Genomic DNA, 21,466 nt, shown 5'->3' with positions numbered 1-21,466 from the left:
CGACGATTGCAGACACAACAGTGAAAAATGGGCGACCTCAAGAGGTCGCCCATTTTTTTGCTCGGCAGCTGCTAAAAAAACCGGGTGTTCCAGGGAGAGATGTATTGGCTTCTATTGGTCTCGGAAATTTCCTTCAAGTCCTGTCGGACTTCATGAACTGGTTTCTGTCAGAGCGCACCGCTACCCTTCGTCAGCCACCGCAAAATCACGTAGGACGTGTGAGTCCGCGACATTGAGGGATCCAGGGACGAAAAACACCAATGGCACAAAAAGGAGCCTCGTCTGTGAAAAAATTCAGCAAGAATCAACCGCAAACCCTAACCGACGCCGATCATCTCGATCCCGCGAAGCTGTGTGAAACCTCAAAAGACGCAGTCATCCGAAGTCCCAGGCGTACCGCCACGACCAAGCAGATCTTCACTGTTGCCCCCTGTGTCGACACACTTTCCCTGCTAAATCAGGCCTGTGAAACCCTTGCCTCCCTAAATGTCCTGATTGCGAATTTTACCGGCAAACTGGAAGGCTCGAACCGCAATGTGCTGCTGTCGATTCAGCAATTGGCGTCGGTCGCCGAGTTGTTGGTGAATCAGGCACGGGAAAATCTTGATCCGAGAAGCGATGCGCCTGACGCTCAGCCGCCGACTCGGCATTGAGCTGACGGAGTAACAACAATGGGCGATCTGAAAGGGGGCGCCCATTTTCTATTACTGATATTGACCCCCGCGCGACAGGCAAGTGATTGTCTCCAGAGAACGATCTATTTGAGTAGTGCGCTCAATATTTTGTGAGCGATCTTGATTCGCTCCGGGTTCGGATAATTCTTGTTGGCCAGGATCACGATGCCGATGTCTTTCGACGGCACGTACGCCACGTAAGTCCCGAAGCCGCTCGTTGAGCCGGTTTTGTTGATCAATACGTTTTCTGGTTGAGGTTGCGGCGGGGTCAGCCACTGAGCTTCGTGCGCCTCCATCGCCATCTGCGTCGAGTTACCCGCCAGCAATGTATCGAGGGTGACCGGGTAGTTGTAGTACTCCCAGCCCAACCCCTGAGTCATCTCGCCAACCTTGTAGTAACCGGTATGTGTCGTAGCAATTGCCCGCTGCAGCGGATCTTCAAGGCTGGTCGGTTTCATGTTCGCCTCAACATACCGAATCAGGTCCGCGGCGCTGGTTTTTACGCCATAAGCCTCCGAATCCAGTGCCCCCGGCCCAACCCGCACAGGCTTGTCATCCTTGTTGTAACCCTGAGCATAAAGTCCCATTTGAGCCTGTGGTACCTTGAGGTAGGTGTGCTTTAACCTGAGTTTCGGCAGCAAGGACTTTTCCATCAGCTCATCAAACGGCTGACCCATGCTTTTGGCCGCCAGATAACCGAACAACCCCAGGCTCGGGTTTGAATACTGCCGATGGGTGCCGGCGCCATAGGTCGGTTTCCACTGCTTGAAATAGCCGAGCATCTTGTCCGGTGCATCGGCATCGCCGGGTAATTGCAGCGGCAGTCCGCCGGCGCTGTAGGTGCCCAGTTGCAGCACGCTGATGTGATCGAACGCGCTGCCACGCAGTTCCGGCAGAACGCTGCTGGCCTTGTCGGACAGGGACAGTTTGCCGGTGGCCTGAGCGTAGGCGGCGAGGGTAGCGGTGAAGGTTTTGCTCACCGAACCGATCTCGAACAGGGTGTCTTCGGTGACGGCTTTGCCGTTTTCCTTCGAGACCACGCCGTAGTTAAAGTAATGCGATTGGCCGTTGACGGTGATGGCCACGGCTATTCCGGGGACGGCCTGGGCTTGCATGACCGGTCGTATGGCGGCATTCACCACCGTCTCGATTTGATCCTGTGCGACACATTGGCCGGTGGCGAGCACCGCCACGCAAACGGCGAGAGTCTTCAGCCTATCCATGTTGGTTTTGTCCGTCATTGATTCGATTGCGTGCCATTTTAGGGTGTTAAACGCTACGCTCCGAGCGGTTTTTAAACCCGGCGCCCATAGACGGGCCGGGCTGATTGTTAATAGGCCAGGTGCGACCGCTGAATTAGCGCACCAGACACGGCCGCTTGTTATCGAACTTCCATCCCGGCATCAGAAACTGCATCGCCACGCTGTCATCCCTCGCGCCCAATCCCATGCCTTTGTACAGCTCATGAGCCTTGGCCACCTGATCCATGTCCAGTTCGACGCCTAACCCGGGTTTCTTCGGCACCTGCACGCAGCCGCCGACGATTTGCAGCGGCGCTTTGGTCAGGCGCTGACCGTCCTGCCAGATCCAGTGGGTGTCGATGGCGGTGATTTCACCCGGTGCGGCCGCTGCGACGTGGGTGAACATGGCCAGGGAAATATCGAAGTGGTTGTTGGAATGCGAGCCCCAGGTCAGGCCCCATTCATGGCACATCTGCGCCACGCGGACCGAACCCTGCAGGGTCCAGAAGTGTGGGTCGGCCAGCGGGATATCCACCGATTGCAACTGGATCGCGTGGCCCATTTCCCGCCAGTCGGTGGCGATCATGTTGGTGGCGGTTTTCAGACCCGTGGCTCGACGAAATTCAGCCATGACTTCACGTCCGGAGTAACCGTTCTCCGCGCCGCACGGGTCTTCGGCGTAAGCCAGCACATGATGCTGATCTCGGCACAGGCGAATGGCTTCTTTGAGTGACCACGCGCCGTTCGGATCAAGGGTGATGCGCGCGTCGGGGAAGCGTTCGGCCAGGGCGGTGACGGCTTCGATTTCTTCATCGCCACTGAGCACGCCGCCCTTGAGTTTGAAGTCCTTGAACCCGTATCGGGCGTGGGCGGCTTCGGCCAGGCGGACCACGGCGTCGGCGGTCATGGCTTTTTCGTGACGCACGCGAAACCAGTCGTTGTCGGCGTCCGGTTCGCTGCGGTAGGCAAGATCGGTTTCGTTGCGATCACCGACATAAAACAGATAACCCAGCATCTTCACTTCGTCGCGTTGCTGGCCTTCGCCGAGCAGAGCGGCCACCGGCACGTCCAGGTGCTGGCCCAAGAGATCAAGCAGCGCAGCTTCAAGGCCAGTGACGGCGTGGATGGTGATGCGCAAATCGAACGTCTGTAGCCCGCGACCGCCGGCATCGCGATCAGCGAAAGTCTGGCGTACCTGATTGAGGATCTTTTGGTAAGTGCCAATCGGACTGCCGACCACCCACTCACGAGCGTCTTCGAGGGTCTGGCGAATGCGCTCGCCGCCCGGTACTTCACCGACGCCAGTGTGACCGGCGTTGTCCTTGAGGATCACGATGTTGCGGGTGAAAAACGGCCCGTGAGCGCCGCTCAGGTTGAGCAGCATGCCATCGTGGCCGGCCACCGGGACAACCTGCATGCTGGTGATGATCGGGGCTTTTGCGGCTTCTTGTGCGTTCATTTTCATGTCCTTCAACACAGATATTCAGGCGTGCTTGGGCGCTGGTTTGCCCAGAGCAACAGCCGGTGCGGGTTTCGGTTTATTGCGTGCGGCGAAGACGATTATCGCGGCAATGATCGAGGTCGCGGCCAGGCCGTACAGCCCGCCCTGAATCGAACCGGTGCGTTCTTCCAACAGACCGAACGTGGTCGGTGCGACGAAGCCGCCGAGGTTGCCCACCGAGTTGATCAGCGCGATCACGCCTGCCGCGATTCGTGCATCCAGATAGGCCTGGGGAATCGGCCAGAACAGCGACGACGCCGATTTGAAGCCCAGCGCAGCAAAGCAGATCGCAACGAAAGCGAAGATCGGCCCGCCGGTGGTGGACATGAACATTCCGGCCGCCGCGATCAGCAGGGCAGCGGCGACCCAGGCTTGTTGATGCTTCCATTTGGCCGACAGCGAAGCGAAGGCGTACATGCCGATGATCGACAGCAGCCACGGAATCGAATTGAACAGCCCAACCTGTATGTCGCTCAGGTCGCCCATCTTTTTGATGATGCTCGGCAGCCAGAAGGTCGCGGCGTAGATGGTCAATTGGATGAAGAAGTAGATCAGGCAGAACAGGATGATCTGGCGATCCTTGAGCAGTGTGCTTAAAGAAGGCTTGATCGGCGTCGCGGCTTCGCGGGCCAGTTGTTCGTCGTCGATGGCTTTGACCAGAGCGTCCTGTTCTTCCCGGCTCAGCCATTTGGCGTCGTGGGGTTTGGAGTCCAGCCAGAACCAGACGAACACGCACAGCCCGACTGAGAACAGCCCTTCAATGAAGTACATCCATTGCCAGCCGTGCATGCCGAATCCGTTGATTTGTAGCAGCAGCCCGGACAGCGGACCAGAGATCAGCGAAGCAATGGCCGAACCGCTGAGGAAGATGGCAATCGCCTTGCCGCGCTCCACACCGGGCAACCAGCGGGTGAAGTAATAAATCACTCCGGGGAAGAAGCCGGCTTCGGCCACGCCCAGCAGGAATCGCAGAATGTAGAAGTGGGTTTCGTTCTGGATGAACGCCATGCAAGCGGCCACCAGGCCCCAGGTCAGCATGATGCGGGTCAACCAGATTCGTGCGCCGACTTTTTGCAGGAGGATGTTGGAGGGGACTTCAAACAGCGCGTAACCAATGAAGAACAACCCGGCACCGAGGCCGTAGGCGGCAGCGCCGATCCCCAGGTCATGTTCCATGTGGGCACGGACGAAGCCGATGTTCACGCGGTCGATGTAGTTGACGATGAACATGATCACGAACAGCGGCAAGACATGGCGTTTCACTTTCGAGATGGCGGACTTCAGGACCGAATTGGCGCCATCGTTCATCCCGGATATGGATGTATTCACTTGGTTATCTCCCACTGATTATTTTTATGCGGGGTGTGGCGGCACTGCGATGTTGATAGACATCATACAACTACATTTTTCCGCACTGCAAGCGCCGCGGGCCAACAAAATGGCGATGTATAAAAGAACTTTTATTCTTTTGCGGTTATTCGGCGGCTGATTTGTGGCCGCTGAGGCCGTCTCTGTTGAATGTTGTCATACAAGCTGTCGACGGTTTTCTGAGATTCCCGCCGAGCCGCAGTGCTACGATTCCGTTAGCCCTGCTCTCGGATGATCGCCATGCAAGAAGACCTCGACGCGCCTGCCCGCAAGCGCACCCACAACCTGGCCTATGACTTGGTCGCCACACTGACCCAGAGCATCTTGCTCGGCCAAATGCTGCCCGGGGACAAGCTGCCGTCCGAGAACACGATTGTTCGGGAGCATGGGGTCAGTCGCACGGTGGTGCGCGAGGCGATCTCGAAGCTGCAGGCGTCCGGGTTGGTGGAGACACGGCACGGTATTGGCACCTTTGTTATTGAGCGAGCGCCGGAGCAGGGACTTCGGTTGAACGTCGATACCGCGCTGGGGGTGCGCAGCATTCTGGAGTTGCGCATGGGTCTGGAAACCCAGGCCGCCGCACTGGCTGCAACCCGTCGCACGGATCATCAATTGGCGCAGATGCGCGATGCGCTAGACGACTATCAGCGCCTGCTGGCCAACAATGACAGCTGCGTCGAAGCCGACAAGCGTTTCCATCTGCTGATCGCCGAAGCCACCGGCAACGTGTGCTTCACCGAAATCATGCAGCACCTGGGCAGCGCCATGATCCCGCGAACCCGCGTCAATGCCGCCGAGCGCGGCGCAGTGGACTTGAGCAAGCTCGGGCAACTGGCCAACCTTGAGCACGAGGCGATTCTCAACGCCGTCAAACGCCAGGATCCGGATGCAGCGCGGGCGGCCATGTGGTTGCACCTGACCAACAGTCGCGACCGGTTTTCGGCAGATCGCTGACAGCCGTTTGTCTACTCGATAGCACCTCATTCGCGGCCCTGCTTCCAACGAGTACGGCCCAGAGTTGCTGGACCTCATCAGTGAGGTGCGTCATGGCTAACGATTCGATGTTCCAGGGTGGAACGCCCAATACCGACCCTTCCAGACCCATGCCCGGCACTGACGAGCCGACCCTGGATCATGACGCGCCACCCGGCATGGACCCTTCGCGGGACCCGGCCGAGGCTGACGCAGATCGACCTGAAGACTGGATGGATCCTGAGGCGGGCGAGGACGTTCCTCCGGCAGATGAGCCAACACCGCTGTCCGATGACAGGCGATAAACAGAACCCGGCCAGTGCGCCGGGTTTTTATGCCGTGCAGTTCAACCGCGTCATCGTTCATCGCCGGCAAGCCCGCTCCCACAGGTTTCGAGTCGGATGAGAATAATGTGATCGCCACAGACCCTGTGGGAGCTGGCTTGCCCAGCGCCAGTTGCACATGAATCTAAACTGTGCCCACATCCCGCATCAACAACCCAAACCCCAAATCCACCGCATCCGGAATCGGCAGGTACACGGTGTGCCCATCCCCCGGTGCCACCTCGATCGGCTCGCCTTTGACGTTTTGCAGCTGATGCAAGTCGAATTGGAAGTTGCCCTTGGGTGTCATCAGTTCCATGTGATCGCCCAGGCCAAATCGATTCTTCACCTTGACTTGCGCCATCTGGTCACGCCGCTCACCGGTCAGCTCGCCGACAAACTGCTGCCGCTCCGACACCGAACTGCCGTGCTGGTAGTTCTGGTATTCGTCATGCACATGCCGCCGCAGAAAACCTTCGGTGTAGCCGCGCTGAGCGAGGGACTCCAGATCCGTCATCAGGCTGCGGTCGAACTCGCGACCGGCCACCGCGTCGTCGATCGCCCGGCGATAAACCTGAGTGGTCCGCGCGCAGTAAAAGTGGGATTTGGTCCGGCCCTCGATTTTCAATGAGTGCACGCCCATCTGCGTCAGGCGTTCGACGTGCTGCACCGCGCGCAGATCCTTGGCATTCATGATGTAGGTGCCGTGTTCGTCTTCAAAGGCCGGCATCAGTTCGTCGGGCCGGTTGGCTTCCTGCAACAGGAACACCTGATCGGTCGGGGCGCCGATGCCCAGGGTCGGTTCAGGCTGGAAGGTCTGCACGATCTCGCCAAGCTGATTTTCCGTGGCCGGCTGCGCCGAATACTTCCAGCGACAGGCGTTAGTGCAGCTGCCCTGATTGGCGTCGCGCTTGTTCATATAACCCGATAGCAGACAGCGGCCGGAATAGGCCATGCACAAGGCGCCGTGGACGAACACCTCCAGCTCCATCGCCGGGACCTGCTCGCGGATTTCGGCGATTTCTTCCAGGGACAGTTCCCGCGACAGGATGATCCGGCTCAAGCCTTGTTGCTGCCAGAACTCGACACTGGCCCAGTTCACCGTGTTGGCCTGTACCGAAAGGTGAATCGGCATCTGCGGATAATGCCGGCGGACCAGCATGATCAAGCCCGGGTCGGACATGATCAGCGCGTCCGGCGCCATGGCAATCACCGGCGCCAGGTCTTTGAGGAAGGTTTTTAGCTTGGCGTTGTGCGGGGCGATGTTCACCACCACATAGAAGCGCTTGCCCTGAGCCTGGGCCTCGTGAATACCGAGGGCGAGATGGGCATGATCGAATTCGTTATTGCGCACCCGCAGGCTGTAGCGCGGCTGACCGGCGTACACCGCATCGGCGCCATAAGCGAAGGCATAACGCATGTTTTTCAGGGTGCCGGCGGGGGCGAGCAGTTCCGGGGGGAGCAGGATCATGGCAGTGTCGGTCGCAAAAGCCGCCGAGAGTAAGCGGCTTGCCCGCGGGGTTCATTGATCTGGATCTATGCTTGATGAACAAACGGATGGCACTCGCGCGAACCGTGGCGGACTAAGCATCAGGACGGCTTTTCAGTACAAAAGCCTGCACCCCTGCGGACTGACTTGGATCGGACATGAACGAAGAGACAGTACAAAACAAATCACTGGTGATCTTGCTAGGGCTGGTCACCGTCGCTTTCATCTGGATTTTGCTGCCGTTTTACGGCGCGGTGTTCTGGGCGGTCATCCTCGGCATCCTCTTCGCGCCCCTGCAGCGACGACTGCAACTGAAGTTCGGCTGGGAGCGCAACGTGACATCGCTGCTCACCCTGAGCATCTGCCTGGTGATCGCGATCCTGCCGGTGATCATCCTCAGCATCTTGCTGGTCCAGGAAGGGGCCGCGCTGTACAAGAGCATCGAAAGCGGCGAACTGGACATCGCCGGGTATGTGACGCATTTCAAACACAGCCTGCCGCCGTACTTTCAGCACTTGCTCGATCGGGCCGGGGTAGGCGAGTTGGACGGGCTGCGGGAAAAAATCATCAAGAGTGCGGTGACGGGCAATGAGTTTATCGCCACCAAAGCCTTCAGTTTCGGCCAGGGTACGTTCGATTTCGTGGTGGGGTTTTTCATCATGCTGTACCTGTTGTTCTTCTTTTTGCGCGACGGTGCAGAACTGGCGCGAAAAGTACGCGCTGCCGTGCCGCTGGATGAACAACAGAAACGCCGTCTGCAGCTCAAGTTCAATCGCGTGGTGCGGGCGACAGTGAAGGGTAACCTGCTGGTGGCAATTACACAGGGCGCATTGGGCGGTTTGATTTTCTGGTTTCTGGACGTCCCGAGCGCGTTGCTCTGGGCGGTATTGATGGCGTTTCTATCCCTGTTGCCAGCGGTGGGGGCAGGGATCGTCTGGGCGCCGGTGGCGGCGTTTTTCCTGTTCACCGGGGCGATCTGGCAGGGCGTGGTGCTGGGGCTGTTCGGGGTTTTCGTGATCGGTCTGGTGGATAACGTGCTGCGACCGATCCTGGTGGGCAAGGATACGAAGATGCCGGACTATCTGATCCTCATCTCGACCCTTGGCGGTCTGGCGGTCTTCGGCCTCAATGGCTTTGTGATCGGGCCGCTGATCGCCGCGCTGTTTATGTCGAGCTGGGCCATCTTCATTGAAACCAAACCGCAGGTGCAGCTGCCTTAGGCGCTGAGCTGACTCTGTCCGATTTGTTGTGACAAGGCCTGGGCGGCCGGCAGCGAGGTGAGCGGTCCGCTGATCGGTTCGCCGTCCTGCACCAGGTACCAACAGGCGAGCAATCCTAGCTCTCTGAGCGGTGCGGGAACGGCGCTGCCGATAACGGACATGATCTGAACCTGGGACATAAGTACCTCCATCAATCTATGGAGCTACCTTACGGCCCCGACGCCTTGGGCGGACAATCAACGCTTTCGATAGTCGTCATTGACGCCAATGGGCCTTCGGTTCAGTCGACCACCAAATCAAGCATATGGACCACTTCCTGCTCGTTGAGCAAGCCTTTACGCACCAGGTTTTCTGCCAGCAGCGAAAGAAATTTGGCGCTGCGATGGCCTTCCAGGTGCTTGAGTTCGGTCAGTGCGTTGTACACCTTGCTGGAAGTGCACAAGCCGACAATGCGGTGCGGGTTTTGCGTGGGCATGAGGTCGTCCTTGTTTTTATCAACCTGTTGTTAACGGACAGATCCAAGATTGCGGACCTGACATGACATAAATATGACCGTCATCCCCAACGCGGGGGAAGGGTGGCGCGTCAATCTTGCCAACTTGAACCGCAAAGACTGTCCCGACAGCGACCTTGGCGAGATTTATCCAGACCTCTACCGACGGACGGTCACAAAAAAGGCCCTGCTGTTGAGGCGGGGCCTATGATTCTGTTACCAGCGGTCATAACCGTGGGGAGGACCGTAGTAACCGCGCGGTGGACCGTAATAACCACGTGGCGGACCGTAGTAAACCGGCGGCGGGCCGTAATAGATCGGTTGTTGCACGTACACCGGTGCCGGTTGGTAATAAACCGGTGGAGGTTGTTGTACGTAAACCGGCTGAGGCTGAGCGTAAACCGGTTGCTCTACATAGACCGGGCGGTTGCTGTTGATAATGGCCGAACCGACGATGGCCGAGCCAACGATCGCGCCAAATACCGCCGGTCCTCCCCAACCGTGACCGCCGCCAGCTTCTGCCTGCCCTGCGATAGCCAGAGCACCGATCAGCAAGGCAACTGTGGGGATTTTACGGATCATGATAATTCCTCGGTTCTTCGACCCGGCGCTTGCGTCTGCAATAGACCCAAGGATTGTCGCGGGGATACTTCTAAGACAGCGTAATTTTAAAAATCAGCACAGCCGTTGGGTAAATTTTGTGTAAGGTCTATTCCAGCGTCTTTACGCTCCAGTAATGCCGCGTGCAGACACGCCGTCAGATCAATCAGACCCAATGGAATGGCTAATCCCGTCCATCTGAAAGTGCTATTGAAGGAGATATTTCATGCAGATGAACCCCAACAGAGACACTCAGTTGTGCATGTCGCTTTCCGGACGTCCCGGCAATTTTGGCCTGCGGTTTCACAATCATCTGTATGAGCAACTGGACCTGAATTTTTACTACAAGGCCTTCAGCAGCCAGGATCTGCCAGGCGCCGTTGGCGGCATTCGCGCCCTGGGGATTCGTGGTTGCGGCGTGTCGATGCCGTTCAAGGAGGCGTGCATTGCGCTGGTCGACGAACTGGACGCCTCCGCGGCGGCCATTCAATCGATCAACACCATCGTCAACACTAACGGCCATCTCAAGGCGTACAACACCGACTACATCGCGATCGCCCAGTTGCTTGAAACCCACGAGGTGCCGAAGGAATCGACCTTTGCGCTGCGCGGTAGCGGCGGCATGGCCAAGGCGGTGGCCAGTGCCTTGCGCGATGGTGGCTACAAAAATGGCCTGATCGTTGCCCGTAACGAGCGTGCCGGACGTGCGTTAGCCGAATCGCTGGGCTATCAATGGCAAGCGGAACTGGGCTCTGAGCGGCCGCAGATGCTGATCAACGTCACACCGATTGGCATGACCGGCGGCCCCGAGGTCGATCAGCTGGCGTTCGATGCTGACACCATCGCAGCTGCCGAGACGGTCTTCGATGTAGTGGCAGTCCCCTCGGAAACACCGTTGATAGTGCGCGGTCGTGCAGAAGGTAAGCGAGTGATCACCGGGCTGGAAGTGATCGCGATCCAGGCGCTGGAGCAGTTCGTGCTGTACACCGGCGTGCGGCCGACCGATGAGCAGTTTCACAAAGCCGTGGAATTTGCCCGCGGTAGCCTTGCCAATCCTGGTGCCCAGCAAGCGAAACCGTAACTGAGGTTATTCATGCATCCTGCCATTCTTAATCTGGATCAAGCCGAACTTGAGGCACTGCCCGAAGCGTTTGCCCCTACGGGAGACACTGCCGGCCGCTATCAGCAGCGGCAGGCGCGAATCGGCCAGCAACTCGGCGCGCAGAAGCTGGGTTATCGCCTGTACGCGCTGGAACCGGGGATGCGTGGCAGCCCGTTTCACAGTCATCGAGTCAACGAGGAGATGTTTTACATCGTGGCCGGGGAAGGGGAGATTCGCTTGGGCGCCGAACGCTTTCCCGTTCGCGCCGGGGATGTCATTGCCTGCCCGCCGGGCGGCCCTGAAACCGCGCACCAGATCATCAACACCAGCAACGATGAGCTGCGCTACCTGGCGATCAGCACCCAGCAATCACCCGAGATTTGCGAGTACCCGGATTCCGGCAAGTACGCGGTGATGGACGACTTCAAGGTCGACGCCGAGGGCAATGCCTCGGGCTTCGTCGCTGTCGCCCGGCCGGGCGATGGCGTGAATTATTGGGACGGCGAGTAGCGCAGGGTTATTCGAGGCGGGCCAGACGCTCTTCCAGCGCTGCAATTCGCGCCTCAAGTTCTTCGATCCGCTCAACCGATACGCCGCCGCCAGTGCCACGTTCGACCGGGTTCTGCCGTGCCGCCAGGATCACTTCGATGTCCGCCGGGTCGCCCAAGGCGTGCATATAGCGGTCTTCCCGCTGCCCAGCCTGACGCGGAATCAGCAGTGCCAGATCGCGAGCAATCAGCCGTTCCAGTTGATGCACCACCTGTTCGGCATCTTCGAAGTCATGCATGCGGCCGCTGCGGGTCAGCAGTTCATTGACCGTTTGTGGGCCGCGCAGGAATAACAGCCCCGTCAAAATCACCTGAGCGGGCACCAATTCAAGTGCCTTGTCGACCTTATGCTCCCAGCGGTCCGCACGGCTGCCCATCACCAGTTTGGTAAAACCGCGTCCTTCGAGGGCGCGCAGACTCTGGCCGACCTGACCCTGGGTAAGGTTCATCACCGGCTCGCGGCTGGTTTTCTGGTTGCAGGCAATCACCAGCGCATTGAGGGTCAGTGGATAGGTTTCCGGGCTGGTGGCCTGTTTTTCGATCAACGAGCCCAGAATGCGGATTTCCGTGCTGTTGAGTCGCGGCTCGTCGAAGGTCGTTTCTTGCTCAGTGCTCATGATTCTGCATCCTTCCAGGGTTCATGTTTTTCTACTGCAGGCATGCACTTTAGATTGACGTGTGCCAATGGCAACTGAATTCGTCGCTCCTTCTTCGCAATCGTCACAAAACCTAAATGAATTCTTAACGCCATTTTTACAATCTGACGAGCAACGTATGCATGGCCGAGGACCGCCGCTACTTGTTGCGGGATATTGCGGGTTATTGCATTCTCCCATCGACGACACGAACCTTATTGACTGGACTATGGAGCAAAGCATGAAGCTGACGTGGGTATTGGCCAAGGACAATACGCGGATCGGTGCGTACCCCCTATGACAGTTCTGGTCACTGGCGCTGCCGGTTTCATCGGGTTTCACACTGTTAAGCGTTTGTGCCGGGAAGGTCTTGAAGTCATCGGTATCGACAACCTCAACGACTATTACAGCGTTGAGCTCAAACGCGCACGGCTCAACGAGCTTGCATCCCTGCCAGGCTTTCGTTTTCAGACCCTGGATATTGTCGACAAATCGGCATTGATGGCGTTGTTCAAAGAACATCGTTTTACCGACGTTGTGCACCTGGCAGCCCAGGCGGGTGTTCGCTATTCACTGGACAACCCGGACGTCTACGCGCAATCGAACCTGGTCGGTTTTCTGAATGTGCTGGAAGCTTGCCGTTACTACCGCCCCGAGCACCTGATCTATGCCTCAAGCAGCTCGGTGTACGGTTCCAACAGCAAAATGCCTTTCAGTGTCGAAGATGCTGTCGATCACCCCATTTCACTGTACGCGGCCAGTAAACGTGCAAACGAGTTGATGGCTCACAGTTACTGTCATTTGTATGGTCTGAGGGCCAGCGGCCTACGCTTTTTTACCGTTTACGGACCTTGGGGGCGCCCCGACATGGCGCTGTTCAAATTTACCGAAGCGATCCTCAACGGCCTGCCGATCGATATCTATAATCATGGCCGGATGGCGCGCGACTTCACTTACGTTGACGACATTGTCGAAAGCATCGCCCGCCTGCGCCCACGGCCGCCGATACCGGACGGGGAGGGCGACGGCGTTAACCGAATTTTCAATATCGGGCGTGGCATGCCGGTAGCATTGCTGGAGTTCGTCGATTGTCTGGAATCGGCGCTGGGGATCAAAGCGCAGCGCAACTTTCTACCCTTACAACCTGGCGATGTGGTCAATACCTGGGCTGACGTGTCGGCATTGACCCAGTGGGTCGACTTCCACCCTCAGGTGACGGTGGAATCGGGTGTAGTGGAATTTGTGAAGTGGTATCGCCACTTTTATCAGAGATGAAATGTTCGCCCTTGATAATAAGAAACCAAGGAATAAAGGGGGGACCCTATGAGTCATGAAGTTTTTGTATCTGTATTGATTCCGGCAAAAAACGAAGCGAGCAATCTGAAGCCCTTGATTGAGGAAGTGCGCACGGCCTTGGCCGACGAGGCGTACGAAATCATCGTTGTGGACGATGGCAGTACCGATGCCACCTTGCACGAGCTGCGGCAGATCAAAAACAGCGGCCTGAGCACGCTGCGTATCCTGCGTCATGAGCGTTCGCTTGGGCAAAGTACCTCGCTTTACCATGCGGCAATTGCTGCCAAGGGGCAGTGGCTGGCCACGCTCGATGGAGATGGCCAGAACGATCCTGCGGACATCCCGGGGATGTTGGCGTTGGTGCGCGGTGAACAGGGGCTGGTCGGCGTTCAGTTGGTGGCCGGGCACCGGGTCAACCGCCGCGACAACGCGAGCAAGCGCTGGGCTTCGCGGTTTGCCAATGGATTGCGCAGCCGCATGCTCAAGGACCAGACACCGGACACCGGTTGCGGATTGAAATTGATCGACCGAGCGGCGTTTCTGCGCCTGCCGTACTTCGATCATATGCATCGGTTCATTCCTGCACTGATCCAGCGTCACAACGGCCGAATGATCACCCATCCGGTCAACCACCGTCACCGCACATCAGGGGTCTCCAAATACGGCAACCTCGACCGTGCCCTGGTGGGCATTCTCGACCTGATCGGTGTTTGGTGGCTGATCAGGCGCACGCGCCTGAACGCCAATGCGCAGGAAATCGAAGGATGAATTTCTCCCGTGAAACCCTTTGGCTAGTAGTCGGCTTCGCCGGCCAGCTAGCTTTTACCGGTCGCTTCGTCTTGCAGTGGCTGTACAGCGAATACAAGAAGCGCAGCGTGATTCCAGTGAATTTCTGGTACCTGAGCATCGTCGGTAGTGTTCTGCTGCTCGCTTACGCCATTTACCGGCAAGACCCGGTATTCATTGCCGGTCAAGCCTTTGGCTCGATCGTTTATCTGCGCAATTTGCAGTTGATTGCCCGCAGCAAACACTTAAAGGACTGAGTCATGCGCAGAACGTTATCACCCCGGGTCGAATGCCTGGGTTTGATGTTACTCGCCCTGGTTTTGATCGGTGCCGGGCTGTGGCTACGTCAGCCACAGAATGTCGACGAGGAGCGATTCCTTGGCGTTGCGCTAGAGATGCTGCAGCACGGCTCGTGGCTGATTCCGCACCGTGCGGCAGAGATCTACGGCGACAAACCGCCGATTTTCATGTGGACGGTGGCGTTCTTCGCCTGGCTCACCGGTAAACCCGCCATCGCCCTGTATCTGCCGGGTCTTCTATCGGCCGTGACGGTCACCGCAGTGGTCTATGATCTGGGCCGCCGGTTATGGCATCAACGTGCCGGTCGGACGGCGGCGCTCTTGTACCTGGCGACTTATCAGACCTACAGCATCCTGCAGACCGGCCAGATCGACAGCTTTTTGATTCTGTTCACCTCCGTGGGTATGTACGGTCTGGCGCGGCACCTGTTGCTCGGACCGGCCTGGCGCTGGTTTTACCTGGGCTGCGCCGCCATGGGCATTGGTGTGATCACCAAAGGGGTTGGCTTCGTTCCGGCCCTGATGCTGATTCCGTATGCCTACGCGGTGCGCAAAGGTTGGCCCGGTGTGGTGGCCATGCCGGGCGAGGCGCGCAAGTGGCTCCTGGGACTGTTGGTCATGCTGGGCGCCATCGCGATCTGGTTGCTGCCCTTGGCCTTGTCCATCGCGCTCAATGGCACTGCTGACGAGGTCGCCTACGCGCGAGAAATTCTTTTGCGTCAGACAGCAGGACGCTATGCCGCCGCCTGGGACCATCGCGAGCCGTTCTGGTATTTCTTCGTTCACGTGATCCCGCAATATTGGCTGCCGTTGGTGCTGGTGTTGCCGTGGCTGGTGCCCGCGTGGCGCCGGCAACTGCGCAAGCGCGACGGCCGAGTGCTGGTATTGCTGGGCTGGGTCGTGCTGGTGGTACTGTTTTTCTGTATCAGCAGCGGCAAGCGCAAGTTGTACATCTACCCGGCGCTGCCCGGGCTGGTGCTGGTGGCTGCACCACTGATCCCCTGGTTGCTCAAGCGCTGGTTCAGTCAGCGTCCGCGTGGTCGGCGGGTATTTCAGGCGTTGGTCGTGACCTGGTTTGCGCTTTGGATTGCCCGCAGTTTCATCGAGCCGATCAAGGACGGCCCCAACCCGCATGAGGCGATCATGGCGCAGGCGGCGACCATGACTCAAGGTGCCGACCTGGTATTGGTCAGTTGGCGCGAGGGCCATTGGCTGTTCGCGCGACAACCGATCGTGCACTTCGGGATCGCCGGCTCCACGGTCGAGCAGGCGGCACAGTGGCTGCGCGAACACCCTCAGGCGTACGCCTTGGTCCCCGACGAACTGTTGAGCCAGTGTTTCAATCCCCGGGCCGCGCGTGAGTTGGGTGAAACCTCCCGTGCACACTGGTCGATAGTCGGCGCCGATGCCGATAACGGCCAATGTCGTCCGGGACAACCCATTAATGTCTATCGATTTACTTGGGACCGGAAAAAAACATGAGTAAAACATGGAAGGCTGGAGTTCTGCTTATCGCCGCGCTGGTCGGCGTTAGCGTGGTGTTCGTTTATTATGGCTGGCACCGGCAGTTGTACGCTCACTGGCATAACAGCTGGTATGGCAATCTGGCGCCAGACAAAAACATCTGGCTGCCAGACTACAAGGTCGCGATCGAAGGCAAACCGATCCCGGGCATCACCGATTTGTCCGGTATCGCCTATGACCCTGATCACGACCGCTTGTTGGGTATCACCAATGGTACGCCTATGGAAATTCTGGCGCTGACCCGTGACGGCGATTTGCTCGAACGCTACCCATTGATCGGTTTCCAGGACACCGAAGGCATTGCTTACATTGGCAAAGGGCGAGTGGTCATCGTCGATGAAAGGCTGCAACGGCTGCACATTTTCACCCTGCCGGACACCGCTGGCCCCATCCGTGCAGAGCAAACCCAGTCACTCGCCATTGAGATCAACCTGAGCGAGCATAACAAGGGGTTTGAAGGTGTGACCTATGACCCGGCCAATGACCGCATCTTCGCCATCAAGGAGCGTGATCCGCGGCAACTGTACTCGGTCGACGGCATGCTCGGCTCCATTGGCGGCCAATTGCAGATCCGTATCAAGGACTTGACGAACTGGGTCGATCGCAGCGTTTTCAGCAAAGACCTTTCCGAGGGTTACTACGATTCCCGGACCGGCCACTTACTGTTGCTGAGCGAACAGTCCAGCAACCTGACTGAACTGGACCAGCAGGGTAACTTCGTCAGTATTCTCTCCCTGCGCGCCTTGGCGGGTGACCTCAAGCATTCGCTGCCGCAAGCCGAAGGCATGACCATGGACACCACTGGCGAGCTTTACATTGTGAGCGAGCCCAATCTGTTTTACCGGTTCACTCAATCGAAGGCTGGCCTGTCGGCGAGTGCAGAAAAACACTGATGAAGTTGAAGTTTTAATGCCGGCGAGGGGCTAGCTTGCGCAGATCGTTCAGAGGTTGCGCTGCGTGTTCCCTACCGGATAAAAGAGCCGCCGCAGGGGGACCGCGCATGGCTATAATCGCCCCACGTTTCCCTCCTGTCACAACACGAGACTGCCATGACTATTTCCCTGTACGCCGCTTCCGTTCCGGTTTTCAAACAAATGCTCAACGCCCTGAGCGACGTTTTGAACAAGGCCGAAGCCCACGCCACCGCCAAGAACATCGACCCAAACGCTTTCCTGCAAGCCCGTCTGTACCCGGACATGTTCCCGCTGGTACGTCAGGTGCAGATCGCCGTTGATTTCGCCAAGGGCGTTTCGGCGCGCCTGGCCGAAGTTGAACTGCCGAAATACGACGACACCGAAACCACCTTCGCCGAGCTGCAAGCGTTGATCGCCAAGGTGCTGGCCTTCATCGGCGAGATCAAACCAGAACAGATCGACGGCAAGGAAGGCATCGAGATCATCACCCGTCAGGGCACGCCGAAAGAGAAGCGCTTCACCGGCCAGGCTTACCTGCTGAGCTACGGCCTGCCGCAATTCTTCTTCCACGTCACCACCACCTACGCACTGCTGCGTCACAACGGTGTGGAAGTGGGCAAGCGCGATTACATGGGCGCGTTCTAAACCGCCCTGCGGAAAATAAAGCCCGCCAGGTTCACGCCTTGGCGGGCTTTTTTGATCCTGCGGATCGGGGGATGCTCGGGATTGGCGGCTCATGCAATACCTGTAGGAGCCAGGCTTGCCGGCGAAGGCGATCTCAGGTGCGCCTTCGCCGGCAAGCCTGGCTCCTACAGATACGCTATGCGAGACGTTCAGCCTTTTGCTCTTCACCCAAGCACGCCGCCGCAGTGAACAATACGTCGGTGGAGGAATTCAGCGCGGTTTCCGCCGAGTCCTGCAACACACCGATGATGAAACCGACCGCCACCACCTGCATGGCGATTTCACTGGGAATGCCAAACAGGCTGCACGCCAGTGGAATTAACAGCAGCGAGCCGCCCGCCACGCCCGAAGCGCCACAGGCACAAATCGCTGCGACGACGCTCAGCAGGATGGCCGTAGGAATGTCCACGGCGATGCCCAATGTATGCACGGCCGCCAGGGTCAGCACCGTGATGGTAATCGCCGCGCCGGCCATGTTGATGGTGGCGCCGAGCGGTATCGAAACCGAGTAAGTGTCTTCGTGCAGGCCCAGGCGCTTGCTCAATTCCAGGTTGACCGGAATGTTCGCCGCCGAGCTGCGGGTGAAAAACGCGGTGATGCCGCTTTCCCGCAGGCACATCAGCACCAGCGGATACGGGTTGCGACGAAGTTTCCAGAACACGATCACCGGGTTCATCACCAGTGCCACGAACAGCATGCAGCCCAGCAGCACCGCCAGCAGATGCACGTAGCCGATCAAGGCGCCGAAGCCGGATGTGGCGAGGGTCGAAGCGACGAGGCCGAAGATCCCCAGCGGCGCGAAACGAATCACCAAGCGAACGATCAAAGTCACGCCATTGGACAGGTCACCGAGCACTTCGCGAGTCGTGTCACCTGCATGACGAATCGCAACGCCCATGCCAATCGCCCACGCCAGAATGCCGATGAAGTTGGCATTCATCAGTGCGCTGACCGGGTTGTCGACCACGCTCAGCAACAGACTTTGCAACACTTCACTGATACCGCCCGGCGCGCTGACCGCAACGTCGTGAGTCGCCAATACCAGGCTCGACGGGAACAACGTACTGGCGACAACGGCCACCACCGCCGCCGCAAAAGTCCCCAGCAGATACAGAAACAGAATCGGCCGGATGTGGGTTTCCTGGCCATGCTTATGGTTGGCGATCGACGCCATGACCAGCACGAACACCAGAATCGGCGCGACAGCTTTAAGCGCCGATACGAAGACTTTGCCGATAAACGCAGTGGACTTCGCCACCTCTGGCGCGAACAACGCCAAGGCAATTCCGGCGATCAGGCCGATGATGATTTGTGTGACCAGGCTGGTGCGTTTCAGGCGTAACCATAGCGAAGGGGATAAAGCGGTCATAAAACGGCATCTCTGATTTTTTTAGGTGCGGGGGTATTGCGACATCAATGCCATCAATGGCCGATGAATAGGGTGTACGTATCGCAGGGCGCGGACTCTATCACAGCGTGGCCTTTATCCTTCAGACCTGTGACGATCTGCCGCCCGTGGGGTCAACGAGATCGGCAGGTTCGTGCAACCCTGATTGGAAACACTCTGTTAAGATTCGCCATCCTCATTTTCAAGTCATGCCAGTGGGCCTTCGGGCTATCGCTGGTGTCGTCGTTTTCTGGAGTTCTGCATGTTGTTGCCCATCCTTCTGTTGTCTGCGGCCGGTTTCACGGTGCTGACCACGGAATTCATCATCGTCGGCCTGTTGCCGGCCATCGCTCGAGACCTTGAAGTCACTATCCCTCAGGCGGGTTTACTGGTGACCTTGTTTGCCTTCACAGTCGCCGCATTCGGGCCGTTCCTGACCGCGTATTTTGCCCGGTTCGAGCGCCGCAAGTTGTTCATCTCGGTGCTGATCATGTTCGGCCTGGCCAACACCCTCGCAGCGTTTGCGCCGAACATCTGGGTGATGGCCATTGCCCGGTTGATTCCGGCGCTGGGCTTGCCGGTGTTCTGGGCGCTGGCCAGTGAGACGGCGGTGGGTATTGTCGGCCCGGACTACGCCGGCCGCGCCATCGCCAAGATCGGTTTCGGCATTGTCTGCGCCACAGTGTTCGGCATCCCTGTGGGCACACTGATCTCCGATGCATTCGGTTGGCGCAGTGCCTTCGGCATTCTGGCGGTGATCGCGTTTGCCAAGGCGTTGCTGCTGTTTATCTACCTGCCGAAAACCAATCTGCATCAGCATCAAGTGAGTTTCCGCTCGCAGTTAAAGATCCTGCGCAGCCCGCTCATGGTGGGGCATGTGTTGCTGTCGATCCTGGTGTTCAGCGGCATGTTCACCGCTTACACCTACCTGGCGGACATTCTTGAGCGCTTGGCCGGTTTCAATGGCACCGTGGTCGGCTGGTGCCTGATGGGCTTCGGCGCGGTCGGGTTGATCGGCAACTCACTGGGCGGCCGCGCGGTGGATCGTCATCCGTTGATCGCCTCGATGATGTTCTGCGCGTTCATGATCGCCGGCCTGGTGGCGTTGGTGCCGAACATTCATTCGCCCCTCGGTCTGGCGGCGGCGATGGGGATTTGGGGCGTGACGCAGGCGGCGTTGTTCCTGGTCAGTCATGTGCGCTTGATGAAAGCTGCACCCGAAGCGCCGGCGTTCGCGGCATCGCTGAACATTGCCGGGGCCAACCTCGGGATCGGCCTGGGCGCCATGATCGGCGGCCGGGTCATCGACGGTGTCGGACTGCAAGGCCTTGGTTTCGCGGCCGCCGGTTTTATCCTGGCCTCGATCCTGTTGGCAATCGCGCTGATGACCTTCAAACCCCGCGAAGTCTGCGCCTGACACCTCACAGCTCGGTGAACAGTTCGCGTCGGGCACCTTCGGTAATGGCCACAATGCCGGGGTGCTTGACCTTGCGTTCCACCGAAATGGCGTAGAACGACTCGGTCACCGCGTCGGTCTGGCCAATCAATTCCACGCCGTATTGGCGCTTCACTTCATCGGCAATCACGCTTGGGCCGATGAAAATCCCGCTGCCGGATTGACCGAAAGCCTGCATCAAGGCGCTGTCGTCGAACTCGCCGACGATGCGTGGCTGGATCTGCTGTTCGGCGAACCAGCGCTGTAAGCGACTGCGCACCACGGTCTCCGGCCCGGGAATCAATAGGGGGGCGCCGTGCAGGCTGCGTGGGAAGTCCTGACCGTAACGCGCCGCCAATTCAGTGGTGGCAAAGAAGCTGATCCCGCATTCCCCGAGTTTCTGGCTGTAGCCCTTGATGTCCAGGTGCGATGGCATCGGGCTGTCGGAAATAACCAGATCCAGGCGCTGGATGGCCAGGTCGGCGAGCAGGCGTTCGAGTTTGTCTTCGCGACAGGTGATGCGCAGCGGCTCGCTCAATTCCATGGTCGGCGCAATCAGCCGATAGACGATGGATTTGGGTACCACGTCAGCCACACCCACCCGGAACAGAATCTGCTGCTCATTGGGCTGCGCTCGTAACATCAACTCCAGTTCACCTCCCAGCTGAAACATTTGCTCGGCGTAGGGCAGGGTCTGACGTCCAGCTTCCGTCAGTTCAAGCTGTCGGCCGACTCGGCGAAACAGCTCGATGCCATAGGTTTGTTCGAGTAGCGAAATCTGCCCGCTGATGGTCTGCGGTGTCAGATTCAGCTGCTCGCAGGCGCGCACAATGCTGCCGGTCTTGGCCACCACCCAGAAGTAATGCAATTGTCGATAATTGAGCATGACAACCTACAGTTCGTGAAAACCGAAGTATAACCGCTAAAAATACGAATTTTCCTGAAGTGTTTGCCTCCCTAGAATGCCCCGCTATC

Annotated in this window: 23 protein-coding genes; 13 read left to right on the top strand and 10 right to left on the bottom strand. The window is 58.4% G+C overall.

The window, feature by feature from the left end; genetic code table 11:
• Positions 1 to 284 precede the first annotated feature (284 nt).
• On the top strand, positions 285 to 653 hold the full coding sequence (locus tag ACYZT0_RS16915; protein WP_462042212.1) for a DUF6124 family protein: 369 nt from the start codon (positions 285 to 287) through the stop codon (positions 651 to 653).
• A gap of 104 nt (positions 654 to 757) precedes the next feature.
• Here ACYZT0_RS16915 and ampC read toward each other — a convergent pair whose 3' ends face one another.
• From ampC to ACYZT0_RS16900, 3 genes are all read right to left on the bottom strand, one after another.
• Entirely contained in the window at positions 758 to 1,915 is a 1,158-nt protein-coding gene (gene ampC, locus ACYZT0_RS16910; RefSeq protein ID WP_462042211.1) for a class C beta-lactamase, read from the bottom strand.
• Between the two features lie 115 nt (positions 1,916 to 2,030).
• A complete protein-coding gene (gene gudD / locus ACYZT0_RS16905; protein ID WP_462042210.1) occupies positions 2,031 to 3,374 on the bottom strand; it encodes a glucarate dehydratase in 1,344 nt (447 codons plus the stop codon).
• 24 nt (positions 3,375 to 3,398) lie between these two features.
• The gene (locus tag ACYZT0_RS16900) at positions 3,399 to 4,745 is read right to left on the bottom strand and encodes an MFS transporter (RefSeq protein WP_462042209.1); all 1,347 of its coding nucleotides are present in this window, start codon (positions 4,743 to 4,745) and stop codon (positions 3,399 to 3,401) included.
• Positions 4,746 to 5,024: 279 nt separating this feature from the next.
• On the opposite strand from ACYZT0_RS16900, the gene ACYZT0_RS16895 reads away from it, so the two are divergent.
• Together ACYZT0_RS16895 and ACYZT0_RS16890 are read left to right on the top strand one after the other, a co-directional pair.
• Positions 5,025 to 5,738 carry a FadR/GntR family transcriptional regulator gene (locus ACYZT0_RS16895; RefSeq protein ID WP_462042208.1) on the top strand — a complete coding sequence of 238 codons (714 nt, stop codon included), beginning with the start codon at positions 5,025 to 5,027 and terminating at the stop codon, positions 5,736 to 5,738.
• A gap of 92 nt (positions 5,739 to 5,830) precedes the next feature.
• On the top strand, positions 5,831 to 6,061 hold the full coding sequence (locus ACYZT0_RS16890) for a hypothetical protein (protein ID WP_462042207.1): 231 nt from the start codon (positions 5,831 to 5,833) through the stop codon (positions 6,059 to 6,061).
• 163 nt (positions 6,062 to 6,224) lie between these two features.
• Here ACYZT0_RS16890 and trhP read toward each other — a convergent pair whose 3' ends face one another.
• The gene (gene trhP, locus ACYZT0_RS16885) at positions 6,225 to 7,550 is read right to left on the bottom strand and encodes a prephenate-dependent tRNA uridine(34) hydroxylase TrhP (protein WP_462042206.1); all 1,326 of its coding nucleotides are present in this window, start codon (positions 7,548 to 7,550) and stop codon (positions 6,225 to 6,227) included.
• 176 nt (positions 7,551 to 7,726) lie between these two features.
• Here trhP and ACYZT0_RS16880 point away from each other — a divergent pair, with 176 nt between their 5' ends.
• Positions 7,727 to 8,788 (top strand): AI-2E family transporter, encoded by a 1,062-nt coding sequence (locus tag ACYZT0_RS16880; protein WP_462042205.1) that lies wholly within the window; start codon positions 7,727 to 7,729, stop codon positions 8,786 to 8,788.
• On the opposite strand, the gene ACYZT0_RS16875 is transcribed toward ACYZT0_RS16880, so the two are convergent.
• The 3 genes from ACYZT0_RS16875 to ACYZT0_RS16865 form a co-directional block, all read right to left on the bottom strand.
• Positions 8,785 to 8,967 carry a hypothetical protein gene (locus ACYZT0_RS16875; protein WP_462042204.1) on the bottom strand — a complete coding sequence of 61 codons (183 nt, stop codon included), beginning with the start codon at positions 8,965 to 8,967 and terminating at the stop codon, positions 8,785 to 8,787. The genes ACYZT0_RS16880 and ACYZT0_RS16875 overlap by 4 nt on opposite strands.
• A 101-nt stretch (positions 8,968 to 9,068) precedes the next feature.
• Complete coding sequence (locus tag ACYZT0_RS16870; protein WP_003179723.1) at positions 9,069 to 9,263, bottom strand: hypothetical protein; 195 nt, start codon at positions 9,261 to 9,263, stop codon at positions 9,069 to 9,071.
• A gap of 234 nt (positions 9,264 to 9,497) precedes the next feature.
• Positions 9,498 to 9,863, bottom strand: a complete 366-nt coding sequence (locus ACYZT0_RS16865) for a hypothetical protein (RefSeq protein ID WP_462042203.1) — start codon at positions 9,861 to 9,863, stop codon at positions 9,498 to 9,500.
• A 244-nt stretch (positions 9,864 to 10,107) separates the two neighbouring features.
• On the opposite strand from ACYZT0_RS16865, the gene ACYZT0_RS16860 reads away from it, so the two are divergent.
• Together ACYZT0_RS16860 and ACYZT0_RS16855 are read left to right on the top strand one after the other, a co-directional pair.
• Positions 10,108 to 10,962 (top strand): shikimate 5-dehydrogenase, encoded by an 855-nt coding sequence (locus ACYZT0_RS16860; RefSeq protein WP_462042202.1) that lies wholly within the window; start codon positions 10,108 to 10,110, stop codon positions 10,960 to 10,962.
• Between the two features lie 12 nt (positions 10,963 to 10,974).
• Entirely contained in the window at positions 10,975 to 11,493 is a 519-nt protein-coding gene (locus tag ACYZT0_RS16855) for a cupin domain-containing protein (protein ID WP_462042201.1), read from the top strand.
• Between the two features lie 7 nt (positions 11,494 to 11,500).
• On the opposite strand, the gene ACYZT0_RS16850 is transcribed toward ACYZT0_RS16855, so the two are convergent.
• Positions 11,501 to 12,148: a YceH family protein gene (locus tag ACYZT0_RS16850; protein WP_462042200.1), complete on the bottom strand. Its 648-nt coding sequence runs from the start codon at positions 12,146 to 12,148 to the stop codon at positions 11,501 to 11,503.
• 315 nt (positions 12,149 to 12,463) lie between these two features.
• On the opposite strand from ACYZT0_RS16850, the gene ACYZT0_RS16845 reads away from it, so the two are divergent.
• The 6 genes from ACYZT0_RS16845 (at position 12,464) to ACYZT0_RS16820 (ending at position 17,630) form a co-directional block, all read left to right on the top strand.
• Entirely contained in the window at positions 12,464 to 13,441 is a 978-nt protein-coding gene (locus tag ACYZT0_RS16845) for an NAD-dependent epimerase/dehydratase family protein (RefSeq protein WP_462042199.1), read from the top strand.
• A gap of 48 nt (positions 13,442 to 13,489) precedes the next feature.
• Positions 13,490 to 14,230 (top strand): glycosyltransferase family 2 protein, encoded by a 741-nt coding sequence (locus ACYZT0_RS16840; RefSeq protein ID WP_462042198.1) that lies wholly within the window; start codon positions 13,490 to 13,492, stop codon positions 14,228 to 14,230.
• Positions 14,227 to 14,505 carry a lipid-A-disaccharide synthase N-terminal domain-containing protein gene (locus ACYZT0_RS16835; protein WP_462042197.1) on the top strand — a complete coding sequence of 93 codons (279 nt, stop codon included), beginning with the start codon at positions 14,227 to 14,229 and terminating at the stop codon, positions 14,503 to 14,505. Before ACYZT0_RS16840 ends, ACYZT0_RS16835 begins: the two co-directional genes overlap by 4 nt.
• Positions 14,506 to 14,508: 3 nt before the next feature.
• Positions 14,509 to 16,029, top strand: coding sequence for an ArnT family glycosyltransferase (locus tag ACYZT0_RS16830; RefSeq protein ID WP_462042196.1), 1,521 nt, complete (start codon positions 14,509 to 14,511; stop codon positions 16,027 to 16,029).
• A complete protein-coding gene (locus ACYZT0_RS16825; RefSeq protein ID WP_462042195.1) occupies positions 16,026 to 16,964 on the top strand; it encodes an SdiA-regulated domain-containing protein in 939 nt (312 codons plus the stop codon). Before ACYZT0_RS16830 ends, ACYZT0_RS16825 begins: the two co-directional genes overlap by 4 nt.
• 156 nt (positions 16,965 to 17,120) lie before the next feature.
• Positions 17,121 to 17,630, top strand: coding sequence for a DUF1993 domain-containing protein (locus ACYZT0_RS16820; RefSeq protein WP_008148402.1), 510 nt, complete (start codon positions 17,121 to 17,123; stop codon positions 17,628 to 17,630).
• 175 nt (positions 17,631 to 17,805) lie between these two features.
• Here the strand turns inward: ACYZT0_RS16820 and sstT are convergent, their stop codons facing one another.
• Positions 17,806 to 19,038 carry a serine/threonine transporter SstT gene (gene sstT, locus ACYZT0_RS16815; RefSeq protein ID WP_462042194.1) on the bottom strand — a complete coding sequence of 411 codons (1,233 nt, stop codon included), beginning with the start codon at positions 19,036 to 19,038 and terminating at the stop codon, positions 17,806 to 17,808.
• A 280-nt stretch (positions 19,039 to 19,318) separates the two neighbouring features.
• Between sstT and ACYZT0_RS16810 the strand changes: the two genes are divergently transcribed.
• A complete protein-coding gene (locus ACYZT0_RS16810; protein ID WP_462042193.1) occupies positions 19,319 to 20,473 on the top strand; it encodes an MFS transporter in 1,155 nt (384 codons plus the stop codon).
• A gap of 4 nt (positions 20,474 to 20,477) precedes the next feature.
• Here the strand turns inward: ACYZT0_RS16810 and nhaR are convergent, their stop codons facing one another.
• A complete protein-coding gene (nhaR, locus tag ACYZT0_RS16805) occupies positions 20,478 to 21,377 on the bottom strand; it encodes a transcriptional activator NhaR (RefSeq protein ID WP_462042192.1) in 900 nt (299 codons plus the stop codon).
• Positions 21,378 to 21,466: the final 89 nt, after the last annotated feature.

The sequence above is a fragment of the Pseudomonas sp. ZS1P83 genome (genome assembly GCF_054897825.1).
Note: the sequence above shows the minus strand (reverse complement) of the source record. Positions and strands in the feature narration are given on the sequence as shown.

Excerpts from the sequence above, each read along its gene's own strand:
- ampC (WP_462042211.1), bottom strand. The coding sequence starts at position 1,915 with ATGACGGACAAAACCAACATGGATAGGCTGAAGACTCTCGCCGTTTGC.
- gudD (WP_462042210.1), bottom strand. The coding sequence starts at position 3,374 with ATGAACGCACAAGAAGCCGCAAAAGCCCCGATCATCACCAGCATGCAG.
- ACYZT0_RS16895 (WP_462042208.1), top strand. The coding sequence starts at position 5,025 with ATGCAAGAAGACCTCGACGCGCCTGCCCGCAAGCGCACCCACAACCTG.
- ACYZT0_RS16890 (WP_462042207.1), top strand. The coding sequence starts at position 5,831 with ATGGCTAACGATTCGATGTTCCAGGGTGGAACGCCCAATACCGACCCT.
- trhP (WP_462042206.1), bottom strand. The coding sequence starts at position 7,550 with ATGATCCTGCTCCCCCCGGAACTGCTCGCCCCCGCCGGCACCCTGAAA.
- ACYZT0_RS16880 (WP_462042205.1), top strand. The coding sequence starts at position 7,727 with ATGAACGAAGAGACAGTACAAAACAAATCACTGGTGATCTTGCTAGGG.
- ACYZT0_RS16875 (WP_462042204.1), bottom strand. The coding sequence starts at position 8,967 with ATGTCCCAGGTTCAGATCATGTCCGTTATCGGCAGCGCCGTTCCCGCA.
- ACYZT0_RS16870 (WP_003179723.1), bottom strand. The coding sequence starts at position 9,263 with ATGCCCACGCAAAACCCGCACCGCATTGTCGGCTTGTGCACTTCCAGC.
- ACYZT0_RS16865 (WP_462042203.1), bottom strand. The coding sequence starts at position 9,863 with ATGATCCGTAAAATCCCCACAGTTGCCTTGCTGATCGGTGCTCTGGCT.
- ACYZT0_RS16860 (WP_462042202.1), top strand. The coding sequence starts at position 10,108 with ATGCAGATGAACCCCAACAGAGACACTCAGTTGTGCATGTCGCTTTCC.
- ACYZT0_RS16855 (WP_462042201.1), top strand. The coding sequence starts at position 10,975 with ATGCATCCTGCCATTCTTAATCTGGATCAAGCCGAACTTGAGGCACTG.
- ACYZT0_RS16850 (WP_462042200.1), bottom strand. The coding sequence starts at position 12,148 with ATGAGCACTGAGCAAGAAACGACCTTCGACGAGCCGCGACTCAACAGC.
- ACYZT0_RS16845 (WP_462042199.1), top strand. The coding sequence starts at position 12,464 with ATGACAGTTCTGGTCACTGGCGCTGCCGGTTTCATCGGGTTTCACACT.
- ACYZT0_RS16840 (WP_462042198.1), top strand. The coding sequence starts at position 13,490 with ATGAGTCATGAAGTTTTTGTATCTGTATTGATTCCGGCAAAAAACGAA.
- ACYZT0_RS16835 (WP_462042197.1), top strand. The coding sequence starts at position 14,227 with ATGAATTTCTCCCGTGAAACCCTTTGGCTAGTAGTCGGCTTCGCCGGC.
- ACYZT0_RS16830 (WP_462042196.1), top strand. The coding sequence starts at position 14,509 with ATGCGCAGAACGTTATCACCCCGGGTCGAATGCCTGGGTTTGATGTTA.
- ACYZT0_RS16825 (WP_462042195.1), top strand. The coding sequence starts at position 16,026 with ATGAGTAAAACATGGAAGGCTGGAGTTCTGCTTATCGCCGCGCTGGTC.
- ACYZT0_RS16820 (WP_008148402.1), top strand. The coding sequence starts at position 17,121 with ATGACTATTTCCCTGTACGCCGCTTCCGTTCCGGTTTTCAAACAAATG.
- sstT (WP_462042194.1), bottom strand. The coding sequence starts at position 19,038 with ATGACCGCTTTATCCCCTTCGCTATGGTTACGCCTGAAACGCACCAGC.
- ACYZT0_RS16810 (WP_462042193.1), top strand. The coding sequence starts at position 19,319 with ATGTTGTTGCCCATCCTTCTGTTGTCTGCGGCCGGTTTCACGGTGCTG.
- nhaR (WP_462042192.1), bottom strand. The coding sequence starts at position 21,377 with ATGCTCAATTATCGACAATTGCATTACTTCTGGGTGGTGGCCAAGACC.